We start from the raw sequence: 21,318 nt of genomic DNA, 5'->3' as shown, positions 1-21,318 counted from the left end.
TATATCGACAGTTCAGGCGATGATCGCAAGGGTGGCCAGGAGGGCGATCTCGCAGATTTGTTGGGTCGCGCCGATCGTATCGCCGGTATGGCCGCCAAGTTTTTGCGCACGAAGCCGGTAAAGCCGAAACCGGCGAGTGCGGTGATGACGAGCGCAAGGGCCGCATCGTCGAAGCCGAGATGGGACATGATGAAGACGATGCCGAGGACGGCGCCAGATATGAGCGCGACGTTGCGGGCCGTTTCCTCCGGTGCGCCGGCGGAGGCGGCGACGCCGGTCTCGCGTGCCGAGGGCAGGGCGCTCCAGTGCCAGATCATCACTGCCCGGCTGACGGAGGCTGCCGCGAGCATCGCGACGGCCGCAAGGCTGGTATCGATGCGGGCCAACGCGGCGAGCGAGGCGGCGCGCAGGCCGAAGGAAAGGACGAGTGCGACGACGCCATAGGAGCCGATGCGGCTGTCCTTCATGATCAGAAGCGCGTGATCGCTGTCGCGCCCGCCGCCGAGGCCGTCGGCGGCGTCGGCAAGGCCATCCTCGTGCAGCGCGCCGGTCAGCAGGGTGAGCAGTGTCAGTGCGAGCAGGGTCGCGACCATCGCATCGCCGATCTCGGCTAGGCCGTAGAGGACGAGAGCCGGGATCAGGGCAATCAGCAGGCCGGCGAGAGGAAAGGCCCGCACGACGCGGGAAATAGAGCCGTCATGATCTCGGAAGAACCGGTCCGGCACGGGGATGCGGCTCAGGAATGCGACCGAGCGGGCGAGGTCGGCGATGAAATCCGTCGCGTTTGGCAGTTGTGGCTCCTGGCTTCCCCGATTAAGAAGTGCGCACACAAGCGTGATTTGCCGGCAAACACAAGTGTCAAACACGAGCGCGCCGGCGCCGAGACCAGAGAGACTTTCCATGAGCTTGAGCGGCCTGCCTTTCGACGATTTCCGCAACCTCATCGCCAACCTGCCCGGTCCGGATGCGCGGGCGCTGGTGGATGCCCGTGAGCGCGACGCGCAGCTGACCAAGCCGCCGGGAGCGCTCGGACGGCTGGAAGAGATCGCCTACTGGCTTGCCGCCTGGACGGGCAGGGCACCGGCCGTCAACCGTCCGCTGGTGGCGATCTTTGCGGGCAATCACGGCGTGACGAAGCACGGTATCACTCCGTTCCCCTCGTCCGTGACGCAGCAGATGGTCGAGAATTTTGCAGCCGGTGGTGCGGCGATCAACCAGATCTGCGTGACGCACGATCTGGGCCTCAAGATCTTCGATCTGGCGCTCGATTATCCGACCGGTGACATTGCGACCGAGCCGGCGCTTTCGGAGCGCGATTGTGCCGCGACCATGGCCTTCGGCATGGAGGCGATTGCCGGCGGCACCGATCTTCTCTGCCTCGGCGAGATGGGCATCGGTAACACGACGATCGCCGCGGCAATCAATCTGGCGCTCTATGGCGGCGAGGCGGAAGACTGGGTTGGGCCGGGCACCGGCAGCCACGGTGAGCTGATGGCCCGCAAGGTGGCCGTGGTGAAGCAGGCGGTGGAACTGCACAGGGATCACCTGAACGATCCGCTGGAAATCCTGCGCCGCCTCGGCGGTCGCGAGATCGCGGCGATCGCCGGTGCAATCCTGGCGGCGCGCATGGAGAAGATCCCGGTCCTGCTCGACGGTTATGTCGTGACGGCTGCCGCCTCCATTCTCAAGGCGATGAACCCCTCGGCGATCGACCACTGCCTGATCGGCCATGTCTCCGGCGAGCCGGGGCATCTGAAGGCGATCGAGAAGCTCGGCAAGACGCCGCTTCTGGCGCTCGGCATGCGGCTCGGCGAAGGCACGGGAGCAGCACTCGCCGCCGGCATCGTCAAGGCGGCGGCCGCCTGCCATTCCGGCATGGCGACCTTCGCGCAGGCCGGCGTGACCAACAAGGAAGCTTAAGTCTCGCATGGAAAAGACACCGCTCGACAGCAATATCGAAAAGGCGAGCGGTGTCCGCCGTATCATCGCGGCGACGCGTTACTCACTGCAGGGGCTGGTGCGTCTGTGGCAGGAGGAGGCGTTCCGGCACGAGGTGATCGCCTTTGTCGTGGGGTTGGTGCTGTTTCTCCTCGTCGGCGCCGGCGCGATGGATTACTTCGTCTTCCTGATCCTCATGCTGGTACTTTTTGCGGTGGAGGCGCTGAATACGGCGATCGAGGAACTGGTCGACCGCATCTCGCCTGAGATCTCCACCGTCGGCCGGCACGCGAAGGACCTGGGATCGTTCGCGGTGTTCTGTTTGCTAGCGGCGAACGGGCTGTTTGCGCTATATGTGGTGGTGCGACAGATGGTGGGTTGAAGTTCTTCAACGCCGACGAGACGTGTGGCGAAAACGCAAAATGATGATTTCGTCTTGCGATACACGGTAGTAAATCGCGTAGGGATAAGGTGTCAGGAACAGACGGCGGGTGTTGGGCTTCCTATGGATGGCGCCGGCCTCGGGCTGCTGTCGCAACAACTCAATTATCTTGTAGAACCGCGAAGCGACATGTTGCGCGCCCTGAGGTGAGCGCGCGCCGATATAGGCGATGGCATTGTCAATTTCACGAAGAGCGCTCGGAGTATATCTGAGCCTCACAGTCCGTACTTTGCCCACATCGCGCGGACGTCTTTCTCAGATACCAACTCGCCTCGCTCGACTTCGCGCTCTGCCTCGTCGAGATCGGCTTCCTCTTCAGGCGTCAGGGCGTGGGTGCCTTGTCCCTCGTTGACAAAGGTCAGCATCATGCGCGCAAGCTCGTCCTGCAGATCGGCAGGAAGGTCGCGGGATGCTTCGATGGCCATATCGAGAAGCGTGGTCATGTCCCTACTATGCACCCGAATTGGATGGAACAAAAGAGCCCGCCTAGTCTCAAGCAAAGCTCCTGCGGCGGCGTTCCACCGCGGGCGCATCCGCAAAGGCGGGGACGCTCTGGAGGACGCGGGTGGCGGGGAGGATGGCGATCGCTTCGGTGCCTTCGCGCAGCTTCGAGCGCAAGACGAACTGGCCGTCATGCTTGGCAAGGATCGCCTGGACGATGGGCAGGCCGAGGCCGGTGCCCTGTTCGGCGCTCTTGATCGCTATCGAACCCTGGCCGAAGGCGGAGAGCACGACCGGGATTTCCTCTTCTGGAATGCCGGGACCGTTGTCCTTGATGGCGAGATATTGTCCGCCGCCGGCGGTCCAGCCGACCTTGACGGTGACTTCGCCGCCCTGGCTGGTGAATTTCACCGCGTTGGAGAGAAGGTTGAGCATGACCTGGCGGATCGCCTTTTCATCGGCCCAGACCTGCGGCATTTCCTTCTCGAACTGCGAGCGGATGGTGATGTTCTTGGCGCGCGCACGCAGCTGCACCATGCCGATGCAGTCTTCCGCCACTTCCAGAAGCGACAGGAATCCTCGTTCAGATCGTAGCGGCCCGCCTCGATGCGGGAGAGGTCGAGGATCTCGTTGATGAGGTTGAGGAGGTGCTCACCGGAGCGGTGGATGTCACCGGCATATTCGCGGTAGGTCGGGTTGGGCAGGGGGCCGAGCACCTCGGAGCTCATCACCTCGGAGAAGCCCAGAATGGCGTTGAGTGGCGTGCGCAGCTCATGGGACATGGAGGCGAGGAAGCGGGACTTTGCGAGGTTCGCCTCTTCTGCCCGGCGGCGGGCCTCGTCCGACATGGATTTCGCCACTTCGAGTTCTGCGATGAGATCGTCCTTTTCCGACTGGTAGGCCATCAGCGTCAGATTGGAACGATAAAGGCGGTCGCCGATATAGTGGAAGAAGACGACGGCCGTGGCGCAGATGGCTGTGAGCCCGATATCCAGCAACTGGCGCGTCAGCACGGCGTTGACGAGCAGGGCGAGGATCATCGGCAGAAAACCGATCAGCACGCTCTGGCGCAGCATGAAGCTGCTCATTGCCGTGATGGAAATGGCGAAGAGAAGGGCGGCGCCCTTGTAGAAATAATAGGTGTCTCCGCCGCAGACGGGGCAATTGTAGAGCGCGAAAAGTGCCCAGCCGATGCCCAGCAGCACCTGACCGATCAAAAGCCTCCGGCGCCATTTCGCGCTGTCGGCGGCGGTGATTTCCTTGCGGCTGAATCGTCGGGCGATCAACAGGTTGATCGCATGAAGGCTGAGCATCAAAAGCGCCCAGGCCAGCATGTTGGCGCTCGGGCTGAGGTACATGCCGACGCCGGTGATGAGCGTGATAAAGAGAGGGACGGCCGCAGCTGATTGGAGAACGGCGTTGACATGCTGGGCGAGCATGTCCCGATCAAAGGCGTGATTGCCGTTGGTGCTGAACTGCAGGCGTTCACGGGTCGCGCGGACAGCCTTGGACACCGCCTTGTTGCGGTGGCTGCGCGATCGATCAACGATAATTTTGTCGGTCGAGGTACTGACGCCGCTACTCATGGGTTGTGAACTATTGCCTCGTGTGATTGAGACATTAGGGAGCAATCCTTAAGAAGATGCTGCCGGGAAAGGTTTTGTTTGCCATTTTCCTGAAGTTTCCGTTTTCCATTGAGGCCGGATTGTGACCCGACTACCCAAGATCCTGATGGACGGCGTTTTCCTCGGGGCGTTCTTCATTCTCGCATCGCTGATCATCGCCAAGATCGACCTCGGCCATGAAGTCGAGCTGCAAGGGCCGTTTTATGCAATCGACGGGGACACATTGGCTGCCGGTGTCGAGCGGTTGCGGCTTGTAGGGATCGACGCACCGGAAGCAGACCAGACCTGTGGTGGCGAGGGCAAAAGCCAATGGCGCTGCGGGGATGCGGCGCGAGAAGCGCTTGCCGCCTTTGCGCGTGACCCGGCCACCGAATGTGGCGGCGATGCGCGCGATAGGTTCGGCCGAATTCTCGTACAGTGTCGCCGTGCAACGATCGACGTCAATGCGGAGATGGTGAGCCAGGGCATGGCAGTCGCAGCTGGTGACTACACCGATGAGGAAGGCACAGCGCGCGACGCCGGCAGGGGCATATGGGCCGGCCCGTTCGAAACGCCGAAAGCCTGGCGCGCAAGCCGCGGTCAGCCGGAGGAGCAGGAGAGCGGCGGGTCGATGCTTCCGGCCTGGCTGACGGACCTCTGGTCGTGATCGGCACAGACCCGATCGCGGAGCTCAGCGCATCGATATCGCGCTGCCGCATCTGTCGGGACTGTCCTCAAAGGGGAAGCGGATCGGCTGCCGCACGAGCCGCGGCCGGTCGTGGTGCTGTCGTCTACCGCACGGCTTTTGATCGCCGGGCAGGCGCCGGGGCTTCGGGTGCACGAAAGCGGGCTGCCGTTTAATGACGCATCCGGCAATCGGCTGCGCGACTGGATGGGTGTCTCGCGTGAGGAATTCTATGATGCGAGCCGCATCGCCATCGTGCCGATGGGTTTCTGTTTCCCCGGTTATGATGCCAGGGGCAGCGACCTGCCGCCACGGCGTGAATGCGCACCGGCCTGGCGCGCCCGAGTGATGGCCGCGATGCCGCAGGTCGATACGATCCTCGTCATCGGCCAATATGCGGCGGCATGGCATCTCGGTTCACGGCGCAAGGAAGCGTGACCGAGACGGTCAAAAACTGGCGCGAGTATTTTTTTGTCAATGACGGTCCGCGCATCCTGCCGTTGCCGCATCCGAGCTGGCGCAATACGGCGTGGTTGAAAAACAACCCATGGTTTGAGGCGGATGTGCTGCCTGTCCTAAGGCGGGTTGTGGATAGCTTGATCGGGAGAACGAATTTCGGTTAACTGCTCAAAAATACCTATATAATGGAAAAATCATTTCGAAAGGGCTCTTTCCATGGACCGTCTTGACCGCAAGATCCTGCGCATTCTGCAGGAAGATTCTACCCTCGCAGTTGCGGATCTCGCCAAGAAGGTCGGCCTGTCGACGACACCCTGCTGGCGGCGCATCCAGAAGATGGAAGAGGACGGCGTCATCCGCCGCCGCGTGGCGCTTCTCGATCCGGGCAAGGTCAACACGAAGGTCACGGTTTTCGTCTCGATCCGCACCGCCAGCCATTCGATCGAATGGCTGAAGCGCTTTTCGGAAGTGGTGGTGGAATTCCCTGAAGTGGTTGAATTCTATCGCATGAGCGGCGACGTCGATTACCTTCTGCGCGTCGTCGTGCCGGATATCGCCTCCTATGACGCCTTCTACAAGCGGCTGATCGCCAAGATCGAGATCCGCGACGTCTCGTCCGTCTTCGCCATGGAGCAGATCAAGTACACGACCGAGCTGCCGCTCGACTACATGCTGATCGACAACCAGAAGGCCGGCGACGACTGATCTTCCGATAAACCTCTTTCACAGGGCCGTTATTGTCGATTGCCGCGGATGTGGCGCCTCCTACCTGAGCCCGTGACCCATTGCGCAATCTGCCGGGTCCGAATGCCAGAAGGAGTTTTCATGTCCGCACGATCCCTCATCTCCCTTGCCGCTTTGGCGCCTGTCCTGCTTGGAGGCGTGACCTTAACCGGCCCGGCCTTCGCCCAGGATGCGGCTGCCGAACGGCCGACTTATGGGGCGCGGCTGGAAGGATTCGAATACCCGTTCAAGACCGAGATGTTCAATGTCTCCAGTCAGGGACAGTTGCTGGAGATGGCCTTCATGGACATCGCGGCGGAGAACCCGAACGGGCGCACGGTCGTGCTGTTGCATGGCAAGAATTTCTGTGGCGCCACCTGGGAAGGGCAGATCAAGAGCCTGACCCAGGCGGGATACCGGGTGATCGCGCCCGACCAGATCGGTTTCTGCAAGTCGTCGAAACCTCAGGCCTACCAGTTCAGCTTTCAGCAGCTTGCGGAAAATACCCATGCGCTGCTTGAAGCGCGCGGCATCGAGAAGGCGACGATTGTCGGCCATTCGATGGGTGGCATGCTCGCGACACGCTATGCGCTGATGTATCCCGGTGAGACGGAGAAGCTGGTTCTGGTCAATCCGATCGGGCTTGAGGACTGGAAGGCCAAGGGTGTGCCCTATCAGCCGATCGAGGCTGCCTTCGAGGGCGAGAAGAAGACGACATTCGACAGCATCAAGGCCTATCAGACGAAGTTCTACTACTCGGGCCATTGGAAGCCGGGCTACGACAAGTGGGTGGCGATGGGCGCCGGCATGTATGAAGGCGAGGGCGGTGATCAGGTAGCCTGGGATCAGGCGCTGACTTCCGACATGGTCTTCACCCAGCCGGTGGTCTACGAATTCGGCCAATTGAAAGTGCCGACGTTGCTGTTGATCGGCCTGACCGACAAGACGGCACCCGGCGCCAATCGGGCGAGCCCGGAGATTGCCGGGACGCTCGGCGATTATACGCAGCTCGGCAAGCAGGCGGCAGAGGCCATTCCGGGCGCGAAGCTCGTCGAGTTCGAAGGCCTTGGCCACGCCCCGCAGATCCAGGATCCGGCGCGCTTCGACAAGGCACTGCTGGATGGACTGACGGACGGCTGACGCAGCATCTCACTCGTGGCCTCGGCTGCCGTCGAGGTGAAGAGTGATTGCGGGCGTCAGGGCGAGGCGTTTGCCGGCTCGGAAACGACGATCATGTCTGCGGGATCGGCGACAAGCCGAACGGACGCGCCCTGGACTTCGACCAGATCGTCGAAGCCGGTGAACTTGCTTTGGCTGACGATGAGAACGCGTTCTTCCCCGAGCGACGCGATATATGCCGGGAGATTGGCGGCCGGGTTGTTCGGATCAAAGAAGGTCTCGTCGTGCCGGTATGTGTCTATGCGTCGCCACAGCTTCGGGAAGATCGGCGGAAGGGCCGCGAGATTGCTGTTCCAGGCGAAGCCGGCAGTCGTCGCGTCGGCAGCCCAGACGCCCGCCCCAGCCTGTCTTGCATTCGCGTATACGGTCGCCAGATGCAACCTCAGGTCCGCGTAAAGCGTATCGTAGAACAGCGGATAGGCGTGGCCGCGGTCAAGCTGCGTGGCATTGACGCTGGTCGCAATGTCTTCGGGACCAAGGTGGATCCTCGCCCCATCGGCCTCCTGGGTGTTGCCGGAGAACACAAAGCAGACCGGCCTTCCATGAGGATCTAGCTGGTTGGTGCAGATATACCCTCTGGCCTCGGACTGCGGCGGCGCCACAAGGCCGAGGTTGGACGCCGTCGCGTCACTCGAATAGGGCTGGATGGCTGCCTTTTCCAGGCAATCGATCCCTTCGTAGCGCAATTGTACGCTTCCGTTCCCGGCGTTGATTCCGGGAGCGGAGCCGCGTCGGCGCAGACGGAAAAGCGGTGCGGGATCGTCCGGGATGAACCGGACGGAATCGCCATCAGGCTGGCCCAGCTGTGGTGCAAACCGACCTTTCAGAAGCCAAAAAGGCATGCTGTTCTCCCCCTCAATCGCATAGCGGTGCGCCGATCTTCGCTTGCGTTATGAGGGGATTTTAGCCTTGAGGTTGTGATGGTTTTGCGACGGCTTCCATTCGTATCGGGTTTTGTGGTCGTTCTTTTATTTCCGCTCCAGCCGCGCCAGCAGCGAGGATGTGTCCCAGCGATTGCCGCCCATGGCCTGGACGTCGCCATAGAACTGGTCGACAAGTGCGGTGAGCGGGAGTTTGGCGCCGTTGCGGCGGGCTTCGGTCAGGACGATATCGAGATCCTTGCGCATCCAGTCGACGGCGAAGCCGAAATCGTATTTGCCCTGATCCATCGTCTTGTGGCGGTTTTCCATCTGCCAGGAGCCGGCAGCGCCCTTGGAGATGACGTCGACGACCTTTTCGATATCGAGGCCCGACTGCTTGCCGAAATGGATGGCCTCCGAAAGCCCCTGGACGATGCCGGCGATGCAGATCTGGTTCATCATCTTGGTCAGCTGGCCGGAGCCGACCGGTCCCATCAGGCCGACCATGCGGGCATAGGCGTCGATGATCGGCTTTGCCTTGTCGAAGATTTCCTGATCGCCGCCGCACATGACGGTGAGGACACCGTTTTCGGCGCCAGCCTGACCGCCGGAGACCGGGGCGTCGATGAAGCCTATGCCCTTTTCCTTCGCCGCCGTTTCCAGCTCGCGGGCGACTTCGGCGCTGGCCGTCGTATTGTCGATCAGGATCGCGCCGGATTTCATGCCAGAGAGCACGCCATGCTCGCCAATGGTGACCGAGCGCAGGTCGTCGTCATTGCCCACGCAGGTGAAGACGAAGTCGGCATCCTTGGCGGCCTCCGCCGGGGTGGCACCGGTTTGGCCGCCGAATTTCGCAGCCCAGTCGGCGGCCTTGGCGGCGGTGCGGTTATAGACGGAGACGTCATGGCCGCCTTTTTCCTTGAGATGTCCTGCCATCGGGAACCCCATTACGCCAAGACCGATGAATGCCACTTTCGCCATGCCGAACCTCCATGAATTTCCTGAGCCGTCAGGATTAGAACAAAGCGTGGCCGGCGCAAAGCGTCAAAAGGGCAAAAATGATTTTCTGCGGCGCAGCATGTTTTGTCTGTTTAGCAGTTTTGCATTCCGATCCTGGAGAAATGGAGAAATGAAATCTCATTGAAGGGTTGTTTTTTGAAATGACGGAATGTCGACCAAGTCGATAGAGTATGGGAGCCTTTTCTTCATCGAAAGGATCGCCGCCATGAGGGACATGGACGGGCACGACGATCCGGGGAGAGGAAAGGGACGCTTCCATGGTTACGCGCAGACAGACATTGGGGCTTATCGGGGCGGCGGCTGCTGCGACGGTTCTGCCGATCGGGGGCAAGGCACGGGCTGCGGCAAAGGAGCTGCGCATCGGCTGGCAGAAGAACGGCGTGCTGGCACTTGCCAAGAGCCAGGGCGCGCTCGAAAAGCGCTTCGCCGATCGCGGCATCACGGTGACATGGTCGGAATTCACCTCCGGCCCGCCGCTGCTCGAGGCGCTGGGCGCCGGGGCGCTCGATTTCGGCCCGACCGGCGATGTGCCGCCTTTGTTTGCCCAGGCGGCGCGGGGCAACCTGTTTTATGTCGGCACCTATCGCGGCAGCTCTGAAGGCTCGGCCATTCTGGTGCACAAGGATAGCCCGATCCAGTCGATCGAGGATCTGAAGGGCAAGCGGCTTGCCTTCAAGCGCGGATCGAGCGCGCATAACGTGGCGGTGAAGGTTCTGCGCAAGGGCGGACTGGCACCAACGGATGTGACGCAGCTCGACCTTGCTCCGCCGGATGCCGCCGCCGCCTTCAAGAACGGCTCGATCGACGCCTGGTCGATCTGGGATCCCTATACGGCAATTGCCGAGGCGGACCCGAACACGCGGGTGCTGACGACGGCGGAAGGCGTTGTCGATAGCTGGAGCTATTTCCTCGGCAATGGCGATTTCGCGGCCGAGAACGGCGACCTGATCGTCGAGGTGATCGACGAACTGAAGAAGGTGGGTGGCGCGGCGCAATCCAATTTCGAAGAGACGGTGAAGGCGATCGCCTCGATCACCGGCGTGCCGGAAAAGGTGACCAACGTCGTACTCTCCCGTCGCGGAGCCGATCTTGGCGCCGTGTCGACCGTGCCGGATGCGGCGGTCCAGTACCAGCAGGCGCTGGCGGACGAGTTCTACGAGCTCAAGATCATCCCTCGCAAACTCGACATCAGCGACATCGTCTGGCGGCCGAAGGCGAGCTGAGCGGCAAGCCGCGCGACGCTCTCGATACTCTATAGCGATCAAGGATTTTTCGAATGACCGATACGTCAAAACCCATCGATTTTCTCTGGTTCATCCCGACGGCCGGCGACGGCTCTTATCTCGGTGGCAGCGAACTGAACCGCCCACCCGAGCACCGCTACCTGCGCGAACTGGCGCAGGCGGTGGATCGCCTCGGATATACCGGCGTGCTTCTGCCGACCGGGGTTTCCTGCGAGGAGTCCTTCGTCACCGCGGCGGCACTTGCGCCCTTTACCGAAAAGCTGAAATTCCTGGTGGCGATCCGTCCGGGCACGGCGGCACCCGCCTATTACGCTCGGCTGGCGGCAGCACTCGACCGGGTATCGAACGGCAGGCTGCTGCTCAATATCGTGGTCGGCGGCAATCCGTCCGAACTCGCAGGCGACGGCATCTTCCTTGAGCATGACGAGCGCTACACCCATGCGGAAGAGTTCTTCCAGGTGTTCGAGGATCTGGTGACGACCGGTCATGCCGATCTCGATGGCAAGCATATCAAGGCGAAGAATGCCAAGCTTGGGTTTCCCACCATCCAACAGCCGCGGCCACCGCTCTATTTCGGCGGGTCGTCGGATGCTGGCATCGAATTTTTCGCCGGGCGGGGCGACAAGTATCTCACCTGGGGCGAGCCGCCGGAACAGGTGGAGCAGAAGATCAAGGCCGTGCGCGCCGCCGCCGAAAAGCGGGGCAGGAGGTTTCCTTCGGCATCCGCCTGCACTTCATCGTGCGCGAGACGGATGAGGAGGCGTGGGAAGCGGCCGATCGGCTGATCTCTAAACTGTCCGATGAGACGATCGCCAAGGCGCAGGCGCATTTCGCCAGGGATTCCGACAGCGTCGGCCAGCGGCGCATGGCGGCACTGCACAACGGGCGACGCGACAAGCTGGAAGTCTCACCTAACCTCTGGGCCGGGATCGGACTGGTGCGCTCCGGCGCGGGTACCGCTCTGGTCGGCTCGCCCAAGACGGTGGCGGCGCGGCTTCGCGAATACCAGGCGCTCGGCATCGAGACGGTGATCGGCTCGGGTTATCCGCATCTGGAAGAAGCCTACCGGGTGGCGGAGCTGCTGTTCCCGGAACTTGGGCTTACGCGCGAGGAACAGCGGGCGGGTTTCGGCAACGAATTCGCCAGCGAGAAACCGGTCTTCGGCGGCGGCGGCCACGCCACCATCCGCGCCGTCGCGGCATCCTGATCAACCGGGGACAAGAAAACAGATGACGACAGTCGACACGTTTTCGGAAGGCCGGCAGATCCGGCGCATCAGAGACGACAGCCCGTCCGCGACGGGCAAGAGCACACCCTCCCAGGGCTGCGGCGGAGAAAGGTGCGCGGGTGGTTCCTCGCCCGCGTGCCTTCTCCAAGGCCGGGAGCGGGAGCGCATGGCTGCCTTATCTTCTGCCGGTGACACTGGTCGTGCTCTGGCAGGTCGGTTCCTCGGCCGGGATCATTTCCGACCGGATCATGCCTTCGCCGGTTGCCGTAGTGGCGGCATTCTGGGAGCGGCTGCTGTCGGGCGAATTGGCGCGTGATGTCGGTGTCAGTGGCGCCCGCGCGGTGAGCGGGCTTTTGATCGGCGGTTCGATCGGCTTCCTGCTCGGCATCGCCAATGGCGTGTCGAAACTCTCCGAGCAGTTGACGGACACGACGCTGCAGATGCTGCGCACCATTCCGCATCTGGCGATGATCCCGCTGGTCATTCTCTGGTTCGGGATCGGTGAGGAGGCGAAGCTATTTCTGACCTCGCTCGGCGTGCTCTTCCCGATCTATCTCAACACCTATCATGGGGTTCGCAATGTCGACCGCGATCTGGTCGAGATGGGGCGGATCTACGGGATGAGCAGCTGGTCGCTGTTCCGCAAGGTGATCTTTCCCGGCGCGCTGCCGTCGATCTTCGTCGGCTTGCGTTATGCGCTCGGCATCATGTGGCTGACGCTGATCGTGTCGGAATCCATCGCCGCCAATTCCGGCATCGGCTACATGGCCAATACCGCCCGCGAATTCATGATGACCGATGTCGTGGTGCTGGCACTGGTCATCTACGCAGCTCTCGGCAAGCTTGCCGATGTGATCGCCCGCACGCTGGAACGCCGGGCGCTCGCCTGGAACGCGGCCTATCAGGGATGAGGAGAGAAGACATGCCGATCGGACCCTACCAATCGCCGCTCGCCTTCGTTTCTGACGGGGAGCTGGAACGTCACCATGTCGAGCCACTGCCGGTGCCACACGAGGCCGCAGGGCCACAGCCGGCTGGCCTCAGGCTGCGCGGCATCGAAAAACGCTTCGGCGACAATCATGTGCTGAAGGGCATCGATCTCGACGTGCCGGTCGGGCAGTTCGTCGCGATCGTCGGAAAGAGCGGCTGCGGCAAGAGCACGCTTCTGCGGCTGCTTGTCGGACTGGACGAGCCGACCGGCGGCGAGATTTCCTTCCATGGAGATGATGGGGCAACAGCAGAGCCGAATGCCCGCATCGTCTTCCAGGAGCCTCGGCTTCTGCCGTGGTTCTCGGTGGCGGACAATGTCGCCGTCGGCCTCGGCGACGGCGTGCCGAAGGAGACGGGCAGGCGCGAGGCGGAACGGGCGCTCGCCGCCGTGCAGCTTGCCGAGAAGGCGTGCGACTGGCCGTCGAAACTCTCGGGCGGGCAAAGGCAGCGCGTGGCGCTGGCCAGAGCTCTGGTCAGCCGTCCGGGGCTGCTGGCGCTCGACGAACCGCTCGGGGCGCTCGATGCGCTGACGCGGATCGGCATGCAGGAACTCGTCGCGCAGGTCTGGCGCGAGCTCGGGTTCACGGCGGTGCTGGTGACCCACGACGTTTCCGAAGCCGTGTTTCTGGCCGACAGGGTGATCGTGCTCGACGAGGGTCGGGTCAGCCTCGATCTCGATATCCCGCAGACGGGCGAGAGGCGGCATGGCGATCCCGTGTTGGCGGAGATTGAGGGACGGTTGCTGGATCGGATCTTGGGGCGGGGGTAAACGCTCCGCACTCGCGGGCGTCTTCCTCGGGCTTGTCCCGAGGATCCAAACACGTCGCGTAGGCTGCAACGATGGTAGATGCTCGGGGCAAGCCCGAGCCTCACGTTGGTGACGCGGCGGGTGGCGAATCAGAACGGCTTGATTACCGCCAGAGCCACGACCAGCACGAGACAGATCAGGATGATCGGCATGCCGCGGCGCACGAAAGCGTTCGGGTCGAGCTTGGGGTCGGCCGCCATCTTGCGCATCGCTGCCTGCTGCATGCCGTGGAGCGCGGAGAGGAGGACGACGAGCAGCAGCTTGGCGTGCAGCCAGCCTTCCGAGAAGCCAATATAGCCTATTGCCAGCCAGAGGCCGAAGATCCAGGCGCCGGCAAGGGCAGCCGTCGTGACGGTGCGGTCGTATTTCCGCAAGGCTTCGATGACGCCGACGCGGATCGGCGCCGGCACCATGGAAATGACGAAGGCGTTGATCAGCATGCCGCCGATCAGCAGGAAGTCGGACAGGATGTGCAGGGCCTTGATGACGAAATATAGCATGGGTCAGTCACTCCAAATGAGAGACTCGGTATAGCCGAGTTCATGTAAATCCTGGCGACGAAGCGCCTGCTCTGCCGGGTCGGCGGGAAAGAATTCGTCGAGCTGTGGCGGTGCTACACGGGTGCCCGAGAGCATCCCATGGACCTGGCCACGATGATGGATCTGGTGCTGGAAGAGATGCAGCAGGATGCGGTCGGCGGGCTCCACCTGAACATGGGTGTCGCGCGGGATGCGGACCTCGGCGCCCAGGGTTTTAGCGGTCAGGCTTCGACAGTGGTCGATGAGGCGGCGGTCGGCGGCGCGCTGCTCTCGGTCGAGATCGGCGAAGTCGGGAAATGGGATTTCGGGCTCGAAGGCGGAGGCGCCGGGACAGTGGCCTTCCAGTGCGCCGATATAGAGCCAGTCCACCGTCAGGATGTGGTTCAGCGTGTGGATGATGGAGGGGAAGAAGCTGGTGCGGGGCGCGGAGAGTTCTTCGGCTGAGAGTTTTGCGCAGGCTTTCAGGAGGCGGTGGTTGGACCAGGCGTTGTTATAGGCCTGGGCGAGGATGTAGCGCTGTGGTGTCACGGGCGTCTCCCGATAGTTTCCCCGCCCTTGGGGGAGATGTCGCCGAAGGTGACAGAGGGGGACAGTTCCGGTGCTGCACCCGGCACGATAGGGAGAATATGGAGCTGCCACCCCCTCTGCCCTGCCGGGCATCTCCCCCACAAGGGGGAGATCGGAGCGCTGCGCCGCCTCAGTCACCATGGCCGATTTCTCCGCTGATCCGACGAAGAAACTAGCCTTTCAACTTCGCGATGACCAGATGGCCGGGGCTCGGCTCTCCGTCCTGCATGCGCACGTTGATCTCAGTCATTTCGACGAGTTCGAAGCCGGTATCTGCGAGGCGGGTGCGGATGTAGGCGGGGGAATGCAGGAAGCGCTGGTGCGGGCCGACCGTGTAGGTGCGCGCGTCGCCATCGGGCAGGGCTTCGGAGGAAAAGATGAAGAGGCCGCCGGGGAGCATGTTTTCGGCTGCGCCGAAGAAGAGCGGTTCCAGCGCGCCGAGATAGGGCAGGACGTCGGTGGCGGTGACGAGATCGAAGGCGTCGTCGTCATTGTCCTCGAGAAAGTCCTCGACTTCGGCGACATAGAGCGTCTCGTAGAGTTCCTTCTCATGGGCGATCTCGACCATGTTTTCGGAAATGTCCATGCCGGTCATGTCGTCGACCATGTCGCGCAAGGCGCCGCCGGTGAGGCCCGTGCCGCAGCCGAGGTCGAGCATGCGCTTGAACGGGCCGAGCTTCAGGTCCTGCAGGCGCTGGCGCACCATGACGGGTACGGCATAGCCGAGCTGTTCGACGAGGATATCCTCGAAACCTTCGGCATGCTGGTCGAACAGGGTCTCGACATAGGCGTCGGGCGCCTTGGGCGGGGCTTCGCCGCGGCCCATGGAGGCGATGCGGACGGCGGCACCACCATGATCCTCGGGGTCGATTTCGAGCACCTGACGGTAAGCCTCGACGGCGGCGTCGATGTCGCCGGCCTTTTCCAGCTCCAGCGCGCGGTTATAGGCTTCCGCCAATGCTTCTTCGTCGATCTTCGCCATAGCCGTATTCCCTGTTGTCGCGAGCGCTTTAAGCGTCACGGCGCCGTTTGGCAATCGCGACTTGGCAATCCGACGAGCGGGATGCGGCGTTTCAGTGCAGGATGATCTCGCCGTTGACGGCGCGCCACTCACTGGCGGAGATCAGCTTGCGGTGGACGTAGCGGACGGAATGCAGCGGGCCATCCAGCTTCTCCTGCCAGAATTTCAGAAAGCCGTTCATCTCGGGAAAATTCGGGGCGAGATCGTAGTCCTGCCAGACATAGCTCTGCAGCAGGTGAGGGTGATCCGGCAGGTGGTAGAAAATCTGGGCGGTGGTGAGGCCGTAGCCTCTCAGCATCATTTCGAGTTCCGACATTTGCTGTTCCCTTCTTTTTCGACGCATCGGGTGCGCCGTAAAGGAAATGGAAACATGGCATGCTTAACGGAAGCTTGCCTGGAAGCGGTTGCCGCGCGAAATTGATACGATATTTCAGGTGGTTAGCAGCGTTCTCGATTGAGTGCTGCTAACGCACCAGATGGCGGGTGAGGCGGCGTTCGATGAAGGCCCAGAGGTGGCGGAGCGCTTCGACCATGGAGAGGTAGAAGATCGCTGCCCAGAGATAGGTCTGGTAATCGAAGGTGCGCGAGAAGGCGTAGCGCGTCTCGCCCATCAGGTCGTAGACCGTGACGATGGCGACGACGGCCGAGCCCTTGATCATCAGGATGATCTCGTTCCCATAGGGGCGTAGTGCGACGATCAGTGCCTGGGGCAGGATGACCTTCAGGAAGGTGACGCGTTTCGACAGACCGAGGGCGGCCGCCCCTCATGCTGGCCGCGCGGAACACTCTCGATCGCGCCGCGCAGGATTTCCGCCTGATAGGCGGCGGTGTTGATGGTCAGCGAGAAGAGGCCGCAATACCAGGCCTCGCGGAAGAACCACCAGAGGCCGATGGCTTCCAGCTGCGGTCGGAAACTACCGAGCCCGTAATAGATCAGGAAGAGCTGGGCGAGCAGCGGCGTCGAGCGGAAGATATAGACATAGGCATAGGCGATCGCGTTCAGGACGCGGTTCTTCGCCATGCGGGCAAAGGCGATCGGCAGCGACAGGATCGCGCCGAGGACGATCGAGATGCCGACCAGCGAGATGGTCGTCCAGAGGCCGTTCAGATAGCGCGGCCCGTAACGCTCGAACTTGGCCGGATCCCAACCTTCGATGACCATGCTGAGCAGGCCCATGGCGAGGATCGCCCAGAGCACCAGCACAATCATGCCGACGACCTTTGCGGCGGTCAGCGGCCGTTCGAGGACGGCTGGGGCCGGTTGCGGCGGAATGAGTTCGTTGATCACGCTCATCGGGCGACCTCCGAGCGCTTGGCCCAGCGTTCGATGAAGCCGAGGCCGAAGAGGAGATCATCGCCAGGATGAGATAGAGCAGGCAGGCGATGAAGTAGAAGAAGAAGGCTTCCTTGCTGACGCGCGCGGCAATGCCGGTCTGGCGGACGATATCGGCAAGGCCGATGACCGAGACATAGGACGTGTCCTTCAGGAGGATCAGCCAGAGATTGGTGAGACCGGGCAGCGCGATGCGGATGAGCTGCGGCAGGATGATGAGAAACATCGTGCGCCAGCGGCGCAGGCCCAGCGCATCGCCCGCCTCATACTGGCCGCGCGGGATTGCACGGAAGGCCGACAGAAGCACTTCCGAGGAATAGGACGAGAAGACGACCGCGAGCGCCACGAGACCGGCGACGAAGGCGTTGATCTCGATGCGCCCTTCATAACCGAAGGTGGCGGCGACCGACTGGATCAGCATCTGGGCGCCGTAATAGACGATGAACAGCGTCAGGAGTTCCGGCAGGCCACGGAAGATCGTCGTGTAGATGCCGGCGGCGAGCCTCAGGAGCTTTTCCTCGGACTGGGCGGCGAGCGCGATCAGGAAGCCGATGGCGAGGCCGACCGGCAGCGTCGCGATGGCCAGCGATATTGTGACCTTGACGCCGAAGGCGATTTCATCGCCCCAGCCCGCATCGCCGCAGGCGACCAGCGAATTGCCGGCCAGCCAGGTGAACAGGCCTACGGGACCACAGAACGGGTCAAGGGTGTCGAAGAGGGCGGAAAGCCATCCGCTCATAGGATCATGTTCCGGTTCATATTCCCCTGCGGCTTATGCCGTGCCGCTTTCGAAATCCAATTAAAAAGGAAAATTACCTGAGGACAAGGGGTTCACAAAAATGAAAACGGCGGAAGGACGAACCTTCCGCCGCTTTTTCACGACAAAATCGGGTTATTCGCCGCCGTAGACGTCGAAGTCGAAATACTTGTCCTGGATCTTCTTGTATTCGCCGCTGGCACGGATCGCAGCGATGGCGGCGGTGAACTTGTCGGCGAGCGCCTGTTCGTCCTTGCGGACCGCGACGCCTGCGCCTTCGCCGTTGATCTCCGGATCGACCGGCAGCGGAGCGAGAATCTTGCAGCAGGAGCCGGCATCGGACTTGACCCATTCGGTCAGCACGACGATGTCGTCGACCACGCCGTCGATGCGGCCGTTGGTGAGGTCGAGCTTGTATTCGTCAGCCGTCGGATAGAGCTTCTCGTCGGAATCGGGGAAGTGCTTCTCGACATAGTTGGCGTGGCTGGTGGAGCCCTGGGCGCCGAGCGCCTTGCCCTTCAGGGATTCAGCGGAGGCGTCCTTCAGGTCGGAATCCTTCGGCACGGCGATCGCCGGCGGAGTGTTGTAATACTTCTTGGAGAAGGTGACCTGTTCCTGGCGCTCCGGCGTGATCGACATGGAGGCTATGATCGCGTCGAACTTCTTGGACTGGAGGGCCGGGATGATACCGTCCCAGTCATTGGTGACGAAGGTGCACTCGACCTTCATCTCGGTGCAGAGCGCCTTGGCGATGTCGATGTCGAAACCGGTGAGGTTACCGTTGGATTCCAGAACGTTGAAGGGCGGGTAGGCGCCTTCCGTACCGATCACCAGCTTTTCCTGTGCCGAGGCGGCGCCTGCGAAAGCGAAAGTGCAGCAACCGAGGCTGCTGCAAACAAACGGGCGGAGATGTTCATGATGGTCCTCTCTGTTGGCTACCCGGCAGCGTTTTCCTGCTTTTTCGCAGCCGGGGCAGGGCGCGGTGGCCCTTGCGTTTTATAGATACCGGCGCCGGAGAAATTGCAACGGCATTTTCAACGGCAACCAAGGGCTTCACAGCTCCTTGATACCCACGCTTATGGTGCACTGCAACTCGGTCACGATGAACGGGCTGTTCAAAGCCGGTTCAGACTTTGGTCCAGATCATAGGGACCTTTGCTGCCCGGCCCGGCTGGAACCAATCTGGAACACAAGCAGTTGAGCCGCCGCGAAAGCCCGCCCGCAGAGGCGCCCGCAAGGGCAAAGGCTATGCGAACCAAGGGACGAAAACCCAAGAGAAGGAATTCGTGATGTCGATCAAACAGAGATTGTTCGCCAGCGTGGCGGCCCCGGTCCTGTCGCTGCCGCTGCTGATGCAGCCGGCCTATGCGATACCGCCGGGTATCGGGAGCGATCCGTCACTTGCAAAACCGGGCGTGATACGCGTGCAGCAGGAGATCATTCCGGAAGAGGGCAAGCAGCCGCAGGAGCCGCAAGCCGAGCAGCCCCAGGCCGAGCAACCGCAGCCGGAGCAATCGCAGGAGCAGCCTGCCCAGCGAGAGCAGCAGGCTGAACAGCCGCAGGAACAGCCTGCTCAGCGGGAACAGCAGAACGCCGAGGAGCCGGAGGGCGAGCGTCCTCAGCGCCGTGAACAACGGGCGCAGGAACAGGAAGGCGCAGAGCCGTCGCAGCGACGCGAGGAACAGGCCGAACAGCCGCAGGAGCAGCCGCCCCAGCGCGAACAGCGGGCCCAGGAAGAAGGTGGTGAAAAGCCGCAGCGTCGCCAGCAACAGGCGGAGCAGCCTGCGGCTGCGGAAGAACCCGCCGAGCAGAAGGCCGACCAGGCTCCTGAGCCAAAGGCGGGAGAGACAAATCAGTCCGAACCGAGCCAGGCTGAGACAAAGCCGGCAGAACCGGCTCCGGCCGAACCGGCACAGCGTCAGGCAGAGGAGCCGAAACCCGAGCGTCAGCAGAATGCCGAGCAGCCGGCTGCGACCGAACAGCAACAGAGAAACGCCGAGCAGCCGCAGGGCGAGCGCCCGCGTCGTGCCCAGCAGGCTGAGCAGGGCCGGGAGGGCGAGCGTCCGCGTCGCGGACAGCAGGCAAAGGACGGCCAGCCCGCAGTTGGCGAAGCGGCACCCGATCAGGCGACAAGCGGTGGCGAGCGCAGAGAGCAGCCCGCAGCGCAGCAACAGGCTGAACAGCCAGCAACGCTGCCCGTCGAAAATGGTGCGGCCGTGCTCGACAGCGCCAAGGAACAGCGTCCTGCCGCCGCGCCGGGTGCTGCCGAGGCTCCACGTGCCCCCGGCGCACGCCCGAGCGGCGATGCAGCGGGCCAGGCTCCGGGCCAGCCAGCCGCCCCCAGCAGGCGCAGCAGCCTGCCGCCCCGCCGCCGCGCACGGATGCCGACGCGCAGGCCAATGAACGGATCACCCGCGAACAGCGCGAGCAATGGCGCAACCAGCGCCGCGAACTGGTCGAAGAGCGCGGCGAGCGCATGGATGGCCGGCCTGAGTTCCAGCGCCCGCGTGGCTGGGACGTGCTCGGCGCGATCGCCGGTGGCGATCGTGAACAGGGCCGGAACCAGAGAAGAGATCGTGATCGCGACCGGGACCGCGATGACGGGCGCGTCATCATCTCGATCGATAACCAGACCATCGTCCGTCACGACGACAGCCGGCGATTCTATGAGGATGGCCGCGGGCCAGAATACGAGCGTCTGGGCGATGGCCGCTATCGTGAGGTGGTGGAACGCTCGGACGGCACGCGCGTCGTGACGATCCGCAACCGCTACGGCGAGGTGGTGCAGCGTTCGCGTATCATCCGCGGCGGCGAGGAATACGTGCTCTATTATGCGCCGGAGCTGCTGGAGGATCGCGACGAGAACTACACATGGCGTGACCCGGGCGAGGACCTGCCGCCCATGCGTCTCGGCGTGCCGATCGACGACTATATCATCGACACGTCGAGCGAGCCGGATCGCGATTACTACGAGTTCCTGGAGCAGCCGCCGGTGGAGAGGGTCGAGCGACCCTATTCGCTCGACGAAGTCCGCTACTCGGCGCGTATCCGCGACAAGGTTCCGCGTATCGACCTCGATACGGTTACCTTCGCGACCGGTAGCGCCGAAATCCCGATGAACCAGGCAAGCTCGCTGCGCAAGGTGGCGGATGCGATCAACAAGGTGCTGGAAAAGGATCCGTCCGAGACCTTCCTGATCGAAGGCCATACCGATGCCGTGGGTTCGGACGACAGCAATCTGGTGCTCTCCGACCGTCGCGCGGAATCGGTCGCCGTCGTGCTGTCGGATGCGTTCGGCATTCCGCCGGAGAACATGACGACCCAGGGCTATGGCGAGCGCTATTTGAAGGTCAATACCGAGGCGGCCAACCAGGAAAACCGCCGCGTCACCATCCGGCGCATCACGCCGCTGGTGAAGCCGGTGGCTTCCAACCAGTAAGCGACGTCAAATCTGCAGATAAGGAAGCCGCCGGCCGCAAG

17 protein-coding genes and 8 pseudogenes are annotated in these 21,318 nt (G+C 62.6%); 11 read left to right on the top strand and 14 right to left on the bottom strand.

Annotated elements, in window-relative coordinates; genetic code table 11:
- Positions 1 to 12: 12 nt before the first annotated feature.
- Positions 13 to 791, bottom strand: a pseudogene (locus tag N7E02_RS26765) (adenosylcobinamide-GDP ribazoletransferase).
- A 109-nt stretch (positions 792 to 900) separates the two neighbouring features.
- Between N7E02_RS26765 and cobT the strand changes: the two are divergent.
- Together cobT and N7E02_RS26755 are read left to right on the top strand one after the other, a co-directional pair.
- Positions 901 to 1,920, top strand: coding sequence for a nicotinate-nucleotide--dimethylbenzimidazole phosphoribosyltransferase (gene cobT, locus N7E02_RS26760; protein ID WP_286580804.1), 1,020 nt, complete (start codon positions 901 to 903; stop codon positions 1,918 to 1,920).
- A gap of 7 nt (positions 1,921 to 1,927) precedes the next feature.
- Entirely contained in the window at positions 1,928 to 2,320 is a 393-nt protein-coding gene (locus tag N7E02_RS26755) for a diacylglycerol kinase (RefSeq protein WP_286580803.1), read from the top strand.
- 6 nt (positions 2,321 to 2,326) lie between these two features.
- On the opposite strand, the gene N7E02_RS26750 is transcribed toward N7E02_RS26755, so the two are convergent.
- The 3 genes and pseudogenes from N7E02_RS26750 to N7E02_RS26740 all read right to left on the bottom strand — a co-directional run bounded on the left by N7E02_RS26750 (position 2,327) and on the right by N7E02_RS26740 (position 4,407).
- A complete protein-coding gene (locus N7E02_RS26750; RefSeq protein WP_286580800.1) occupies positions 2,327 to 2,599 on the bottom strand; it encodes a type II toxin-antitoxin system RelE/ParE family toxin in 273 nt (90 codons plus the stop codon).
- Complete coding sequence (locus N7E02_RS26745) at positions 2,596 to 2,823, bottom strand: hypothetical protein (RefSeq protein ID WP_286580796.1); 228 nt, start codon at positions 2,821 to 2,823, stop codon at positions 2,596 to 2,598. Before N7E02_RS26745 ends, N7E02_RS26750 begins: the two co-directional genes overlap by 4 nt.
- Positions 2,824 to 2,872: 49 nt before the next feature.
- Positions 2,873 to 4,407 (bottom strand): annotated as a pseudogene (locus N7E02_RS26740) (sensor histidine kinase).
- Positions 4,408 to 4,528: 121 nt separating this feature from the next.
- On the opposite strand from N7E02_RS26740, the gene N7E02_RS26735 reads away from it, so the two are divergent.
- From N7E02_RS26735 to N7E02_RS26720, 4 genes and pseudogenes are all read left to right on the top strand, one after another.
- Positions 4,529 to 5,092, top strand: a complete 564-nt coding sequence (locus tag N7E02_RS26735; protein ID WP_286580794.1) for a thermonuclease family protein — start codon at positions 4,529 to 4,531, stop codon at positions 5,090 to 5,092.
- Positions 5,092 to 5,733 (top strand): annotated as a pseudogene (locus N7E02_RS26730) (uracil-DNA glycosylase family protein). Before N7E02_RS26735 ends, N7E02_RS26730 begins: the two are co-directional and overlap by 1 nt.
- Before the next feature lie 52 nt (positions 5,734 to 5,785).
- A complete protein-coding gene (locus N7E02_RS26725) occupies positions 5,786 to 6,274 on the top strand; it encodes an Lrp/AsnC family transcriptional regulator (protein WP_286580792.1) in 489 nt (162 codons plus the stop codon).
- Between the two features lie 120 nt (positions 6,275 to 6,394).
- Positions 6,395 to 7,432, top strand: coding sequence for an alpha/beta fold hydrolase (locus N7E02_RS26720; protein ID WP_286580790.1), 1,038 nt, complete (start codon positions 6,395 to 6,397; stop codon positions 7,430 to 7,432).
- A 56-nt stretch (positions 7,433 to 7,488) separates the two neighbouring features.
- Here the strand turns inward: N7E02_RS26720 and N7E02_RS26715 are convergent, their stop codons facing one another.
- The gene (locus N7E02_RS26715) at positions 7,489 to 8,313 is read right to left on the bottom strand and encodes a hypothetical protein (RefSeq protein ID WP_286580788.1); all 825 of its coding nucleotides are present in this window, start codon (positions 8,311 to 8,313) and stop codon (positions 7,489 to 7,491) included.
- A 126-nt stretch (positions 8,314 to 8,439) separates the two neighbouring features.
- A complete protein-coding gene (locus tag N7E02_RS26710) occupies positions 8,440 to 9,312 on the bottom strand; it encodes an NAD(P)-dependent oxidoreductase (RefSeq protein WP_286580787.1) in 873 nt (290 codons plus the stop codon).
- 296 nt (positions 9,313 to 9,608) lie between these two features.
- Here N7E02_RS26710 and N7E02_RS26705 point away from each other — a divergent pair, with 296 nt between their 5' ends.
- From N7E02_RS26705 to N7E02_RS26690, 4 genes and pseudogenes are all read left to right on the top strand, one after another.
- Positions 9,609 to 10,574, top strand: a complete 966-nt coding sequence (locus N7E02_RS26705; RefSeq protein WP_286580786.1) for an aliphatic sulfonate ABC transporter substrate-binding protein — start codon at positions 9,609 to 9,611, stop codon at positions 10,572 to 10,574.
- 53 nt (positions 10,575 to 10,627) lie between these two features.
- Positions 10,628 to 11,802, top strand: a pseudogene (ssuD, locus tag N7E02_RS26700) (FMNH2-dependent alkanesulfonate monooxygenase).
- A 140-nt stretch (positions 11,803 to 11,942) separates the two neighbouring features.
- Positions 11,943 to 12,734, top strand: coding sequence for an ABC transporter permease subunit (locus N7E02_RS26695; RefSeq protein ID WP_286580783.1), 792 nt, complete (start codon positions 11,943 to 11,945; stop codon positions 12,732 to 12,734).
- 11 nt (positions 12,735 to 12,745) lie between these two features.
- Entirely contained in the window at positions 12,746 to 13,582 is an 837-nt protein-coding gene (locus N7E02_RS26690; protein ID WP_286580781.1) for an ATP-binding cassette domain-containing protein, read from the top strand.
- Positions 13,583 to 13,710: 128 nt separating this feature from the next.
- On the opposite strand, the gene N7E02_RS26685 is transcribed toward N7E02_RS26690, so the two are convergent.
- From N7E02_RS26685 to N7E02_RS26650, 8 genes and pseudogenes are all read right to left on the bottom strand, one after another.
- The gene (locus N7E02_RS26685) at positions 13,711 to 14,121 is read right to left on the bottom strand and encodes a HemJ family protein (protein WP_286580780.1); all 411 of its coding nucleotides are present in this window, start codon (positions 14,119 to 14,121) and stop codon (positions 13,711 to 13,713) included.
- A gap of 3 nt (positions 14,122 to 14,124) precedes the next feature.
- Complete coding sequence (locus N7E02_RS26680; RefSeq protein ID WP_286580778.1) at positions 14,125 to 14,688, bottom strand: DinB family protein; 564 nt, start codon at positions 14,686 to 14,688, stop codon at positions 14,125 to 14,127.
- Between the two features lie 211 nt (positions 14,689 to 14,899).
- Positions 14,900 to 15,709 carry a class I SAM-dependent methyltransferase gene (locus N7E02_RS26675; RefSeq protein WP_286580776.1) on the bottom strand — a complete coding sequence of 270 codons (810 nt, stop codon included), beginning with the start codon at positions 15,707 to 15,709 and terminating at the stop codon, positions 14,900 to 14,902.
- A gap of 91 nt (positions 15,710 to 15,800) precedes the next feature.
- Complete coding sequence (locus N7E02_RS26670; protein ID WP_286580774.1) at positions 15,801 to 16,064, bottom strand: usg protein; 264 nt, start codon at positions 16,062 to 16,064, stop codon at positions 15,801 to 15,803.
- A gap of 148 nt (positions 16,065 to 16,212) precedes the next feature.
- Positions 16,213 to 17,042: pseudogene (locus N7E02_RS26665) on the bottom strand (ABC transporter permease).
- Positions 17,039 to 17,820 (bottom strand): annotated as a pseudogene (locus tag N7E02_RS26660) (ABC transporter permease). The pseudogenes N7E02_RS26665 and N7E02_RS26660 overlap by 4 nt, the downstream one beginning before the upstream one ends.
- 153 nt (positions 17,821 to 17,973) lie before the next feature.
- A pseudogene (locus N7E02_RS26655) lies at positions 17,974 to 18,755 on the bottom strand (ABC transporter substrate-binding protein).
- A gap of 480 nt (positions 18,756 to 19,235) precedes the next feature.
- Entirely contained in the window at positions 19,236 to 20,009 is a 774-nt protein-coding gene (locus N7E02_RS26650; RefSeq protein ID WP_286580773.1) for a hypothetical protein, read from the bottom strand.
- Positions 20,010 to 20,485: 476 nt separating this feature from the next.
- Between N7E02_RS26650 and N7E02_RS26645 the strand changes: the two are divergent.
- Positions 20,486 to 21,277 (top strand): annotated as a pseudogene (locus N7E02_RS26645) (OmpA family protein); the annotation flags it as partial.
- Positions 21,278 to 21,318: the final 41 nt, after the last annotated feature.

The organism is Terrirhizobium terrae (assembly GCF_030323265.1).
Taxonomy (GTDB): domain Bacteria; phylum Pseudomonadota; class Alphaproteobacteria; order Rhizobiales; family Rhizobiaceae; genus Neorhizobium.
Note: the sequence above shows the minus strand (reverse complement) of the source record. Positions and strands in the feature narration are given on the sequence as shown.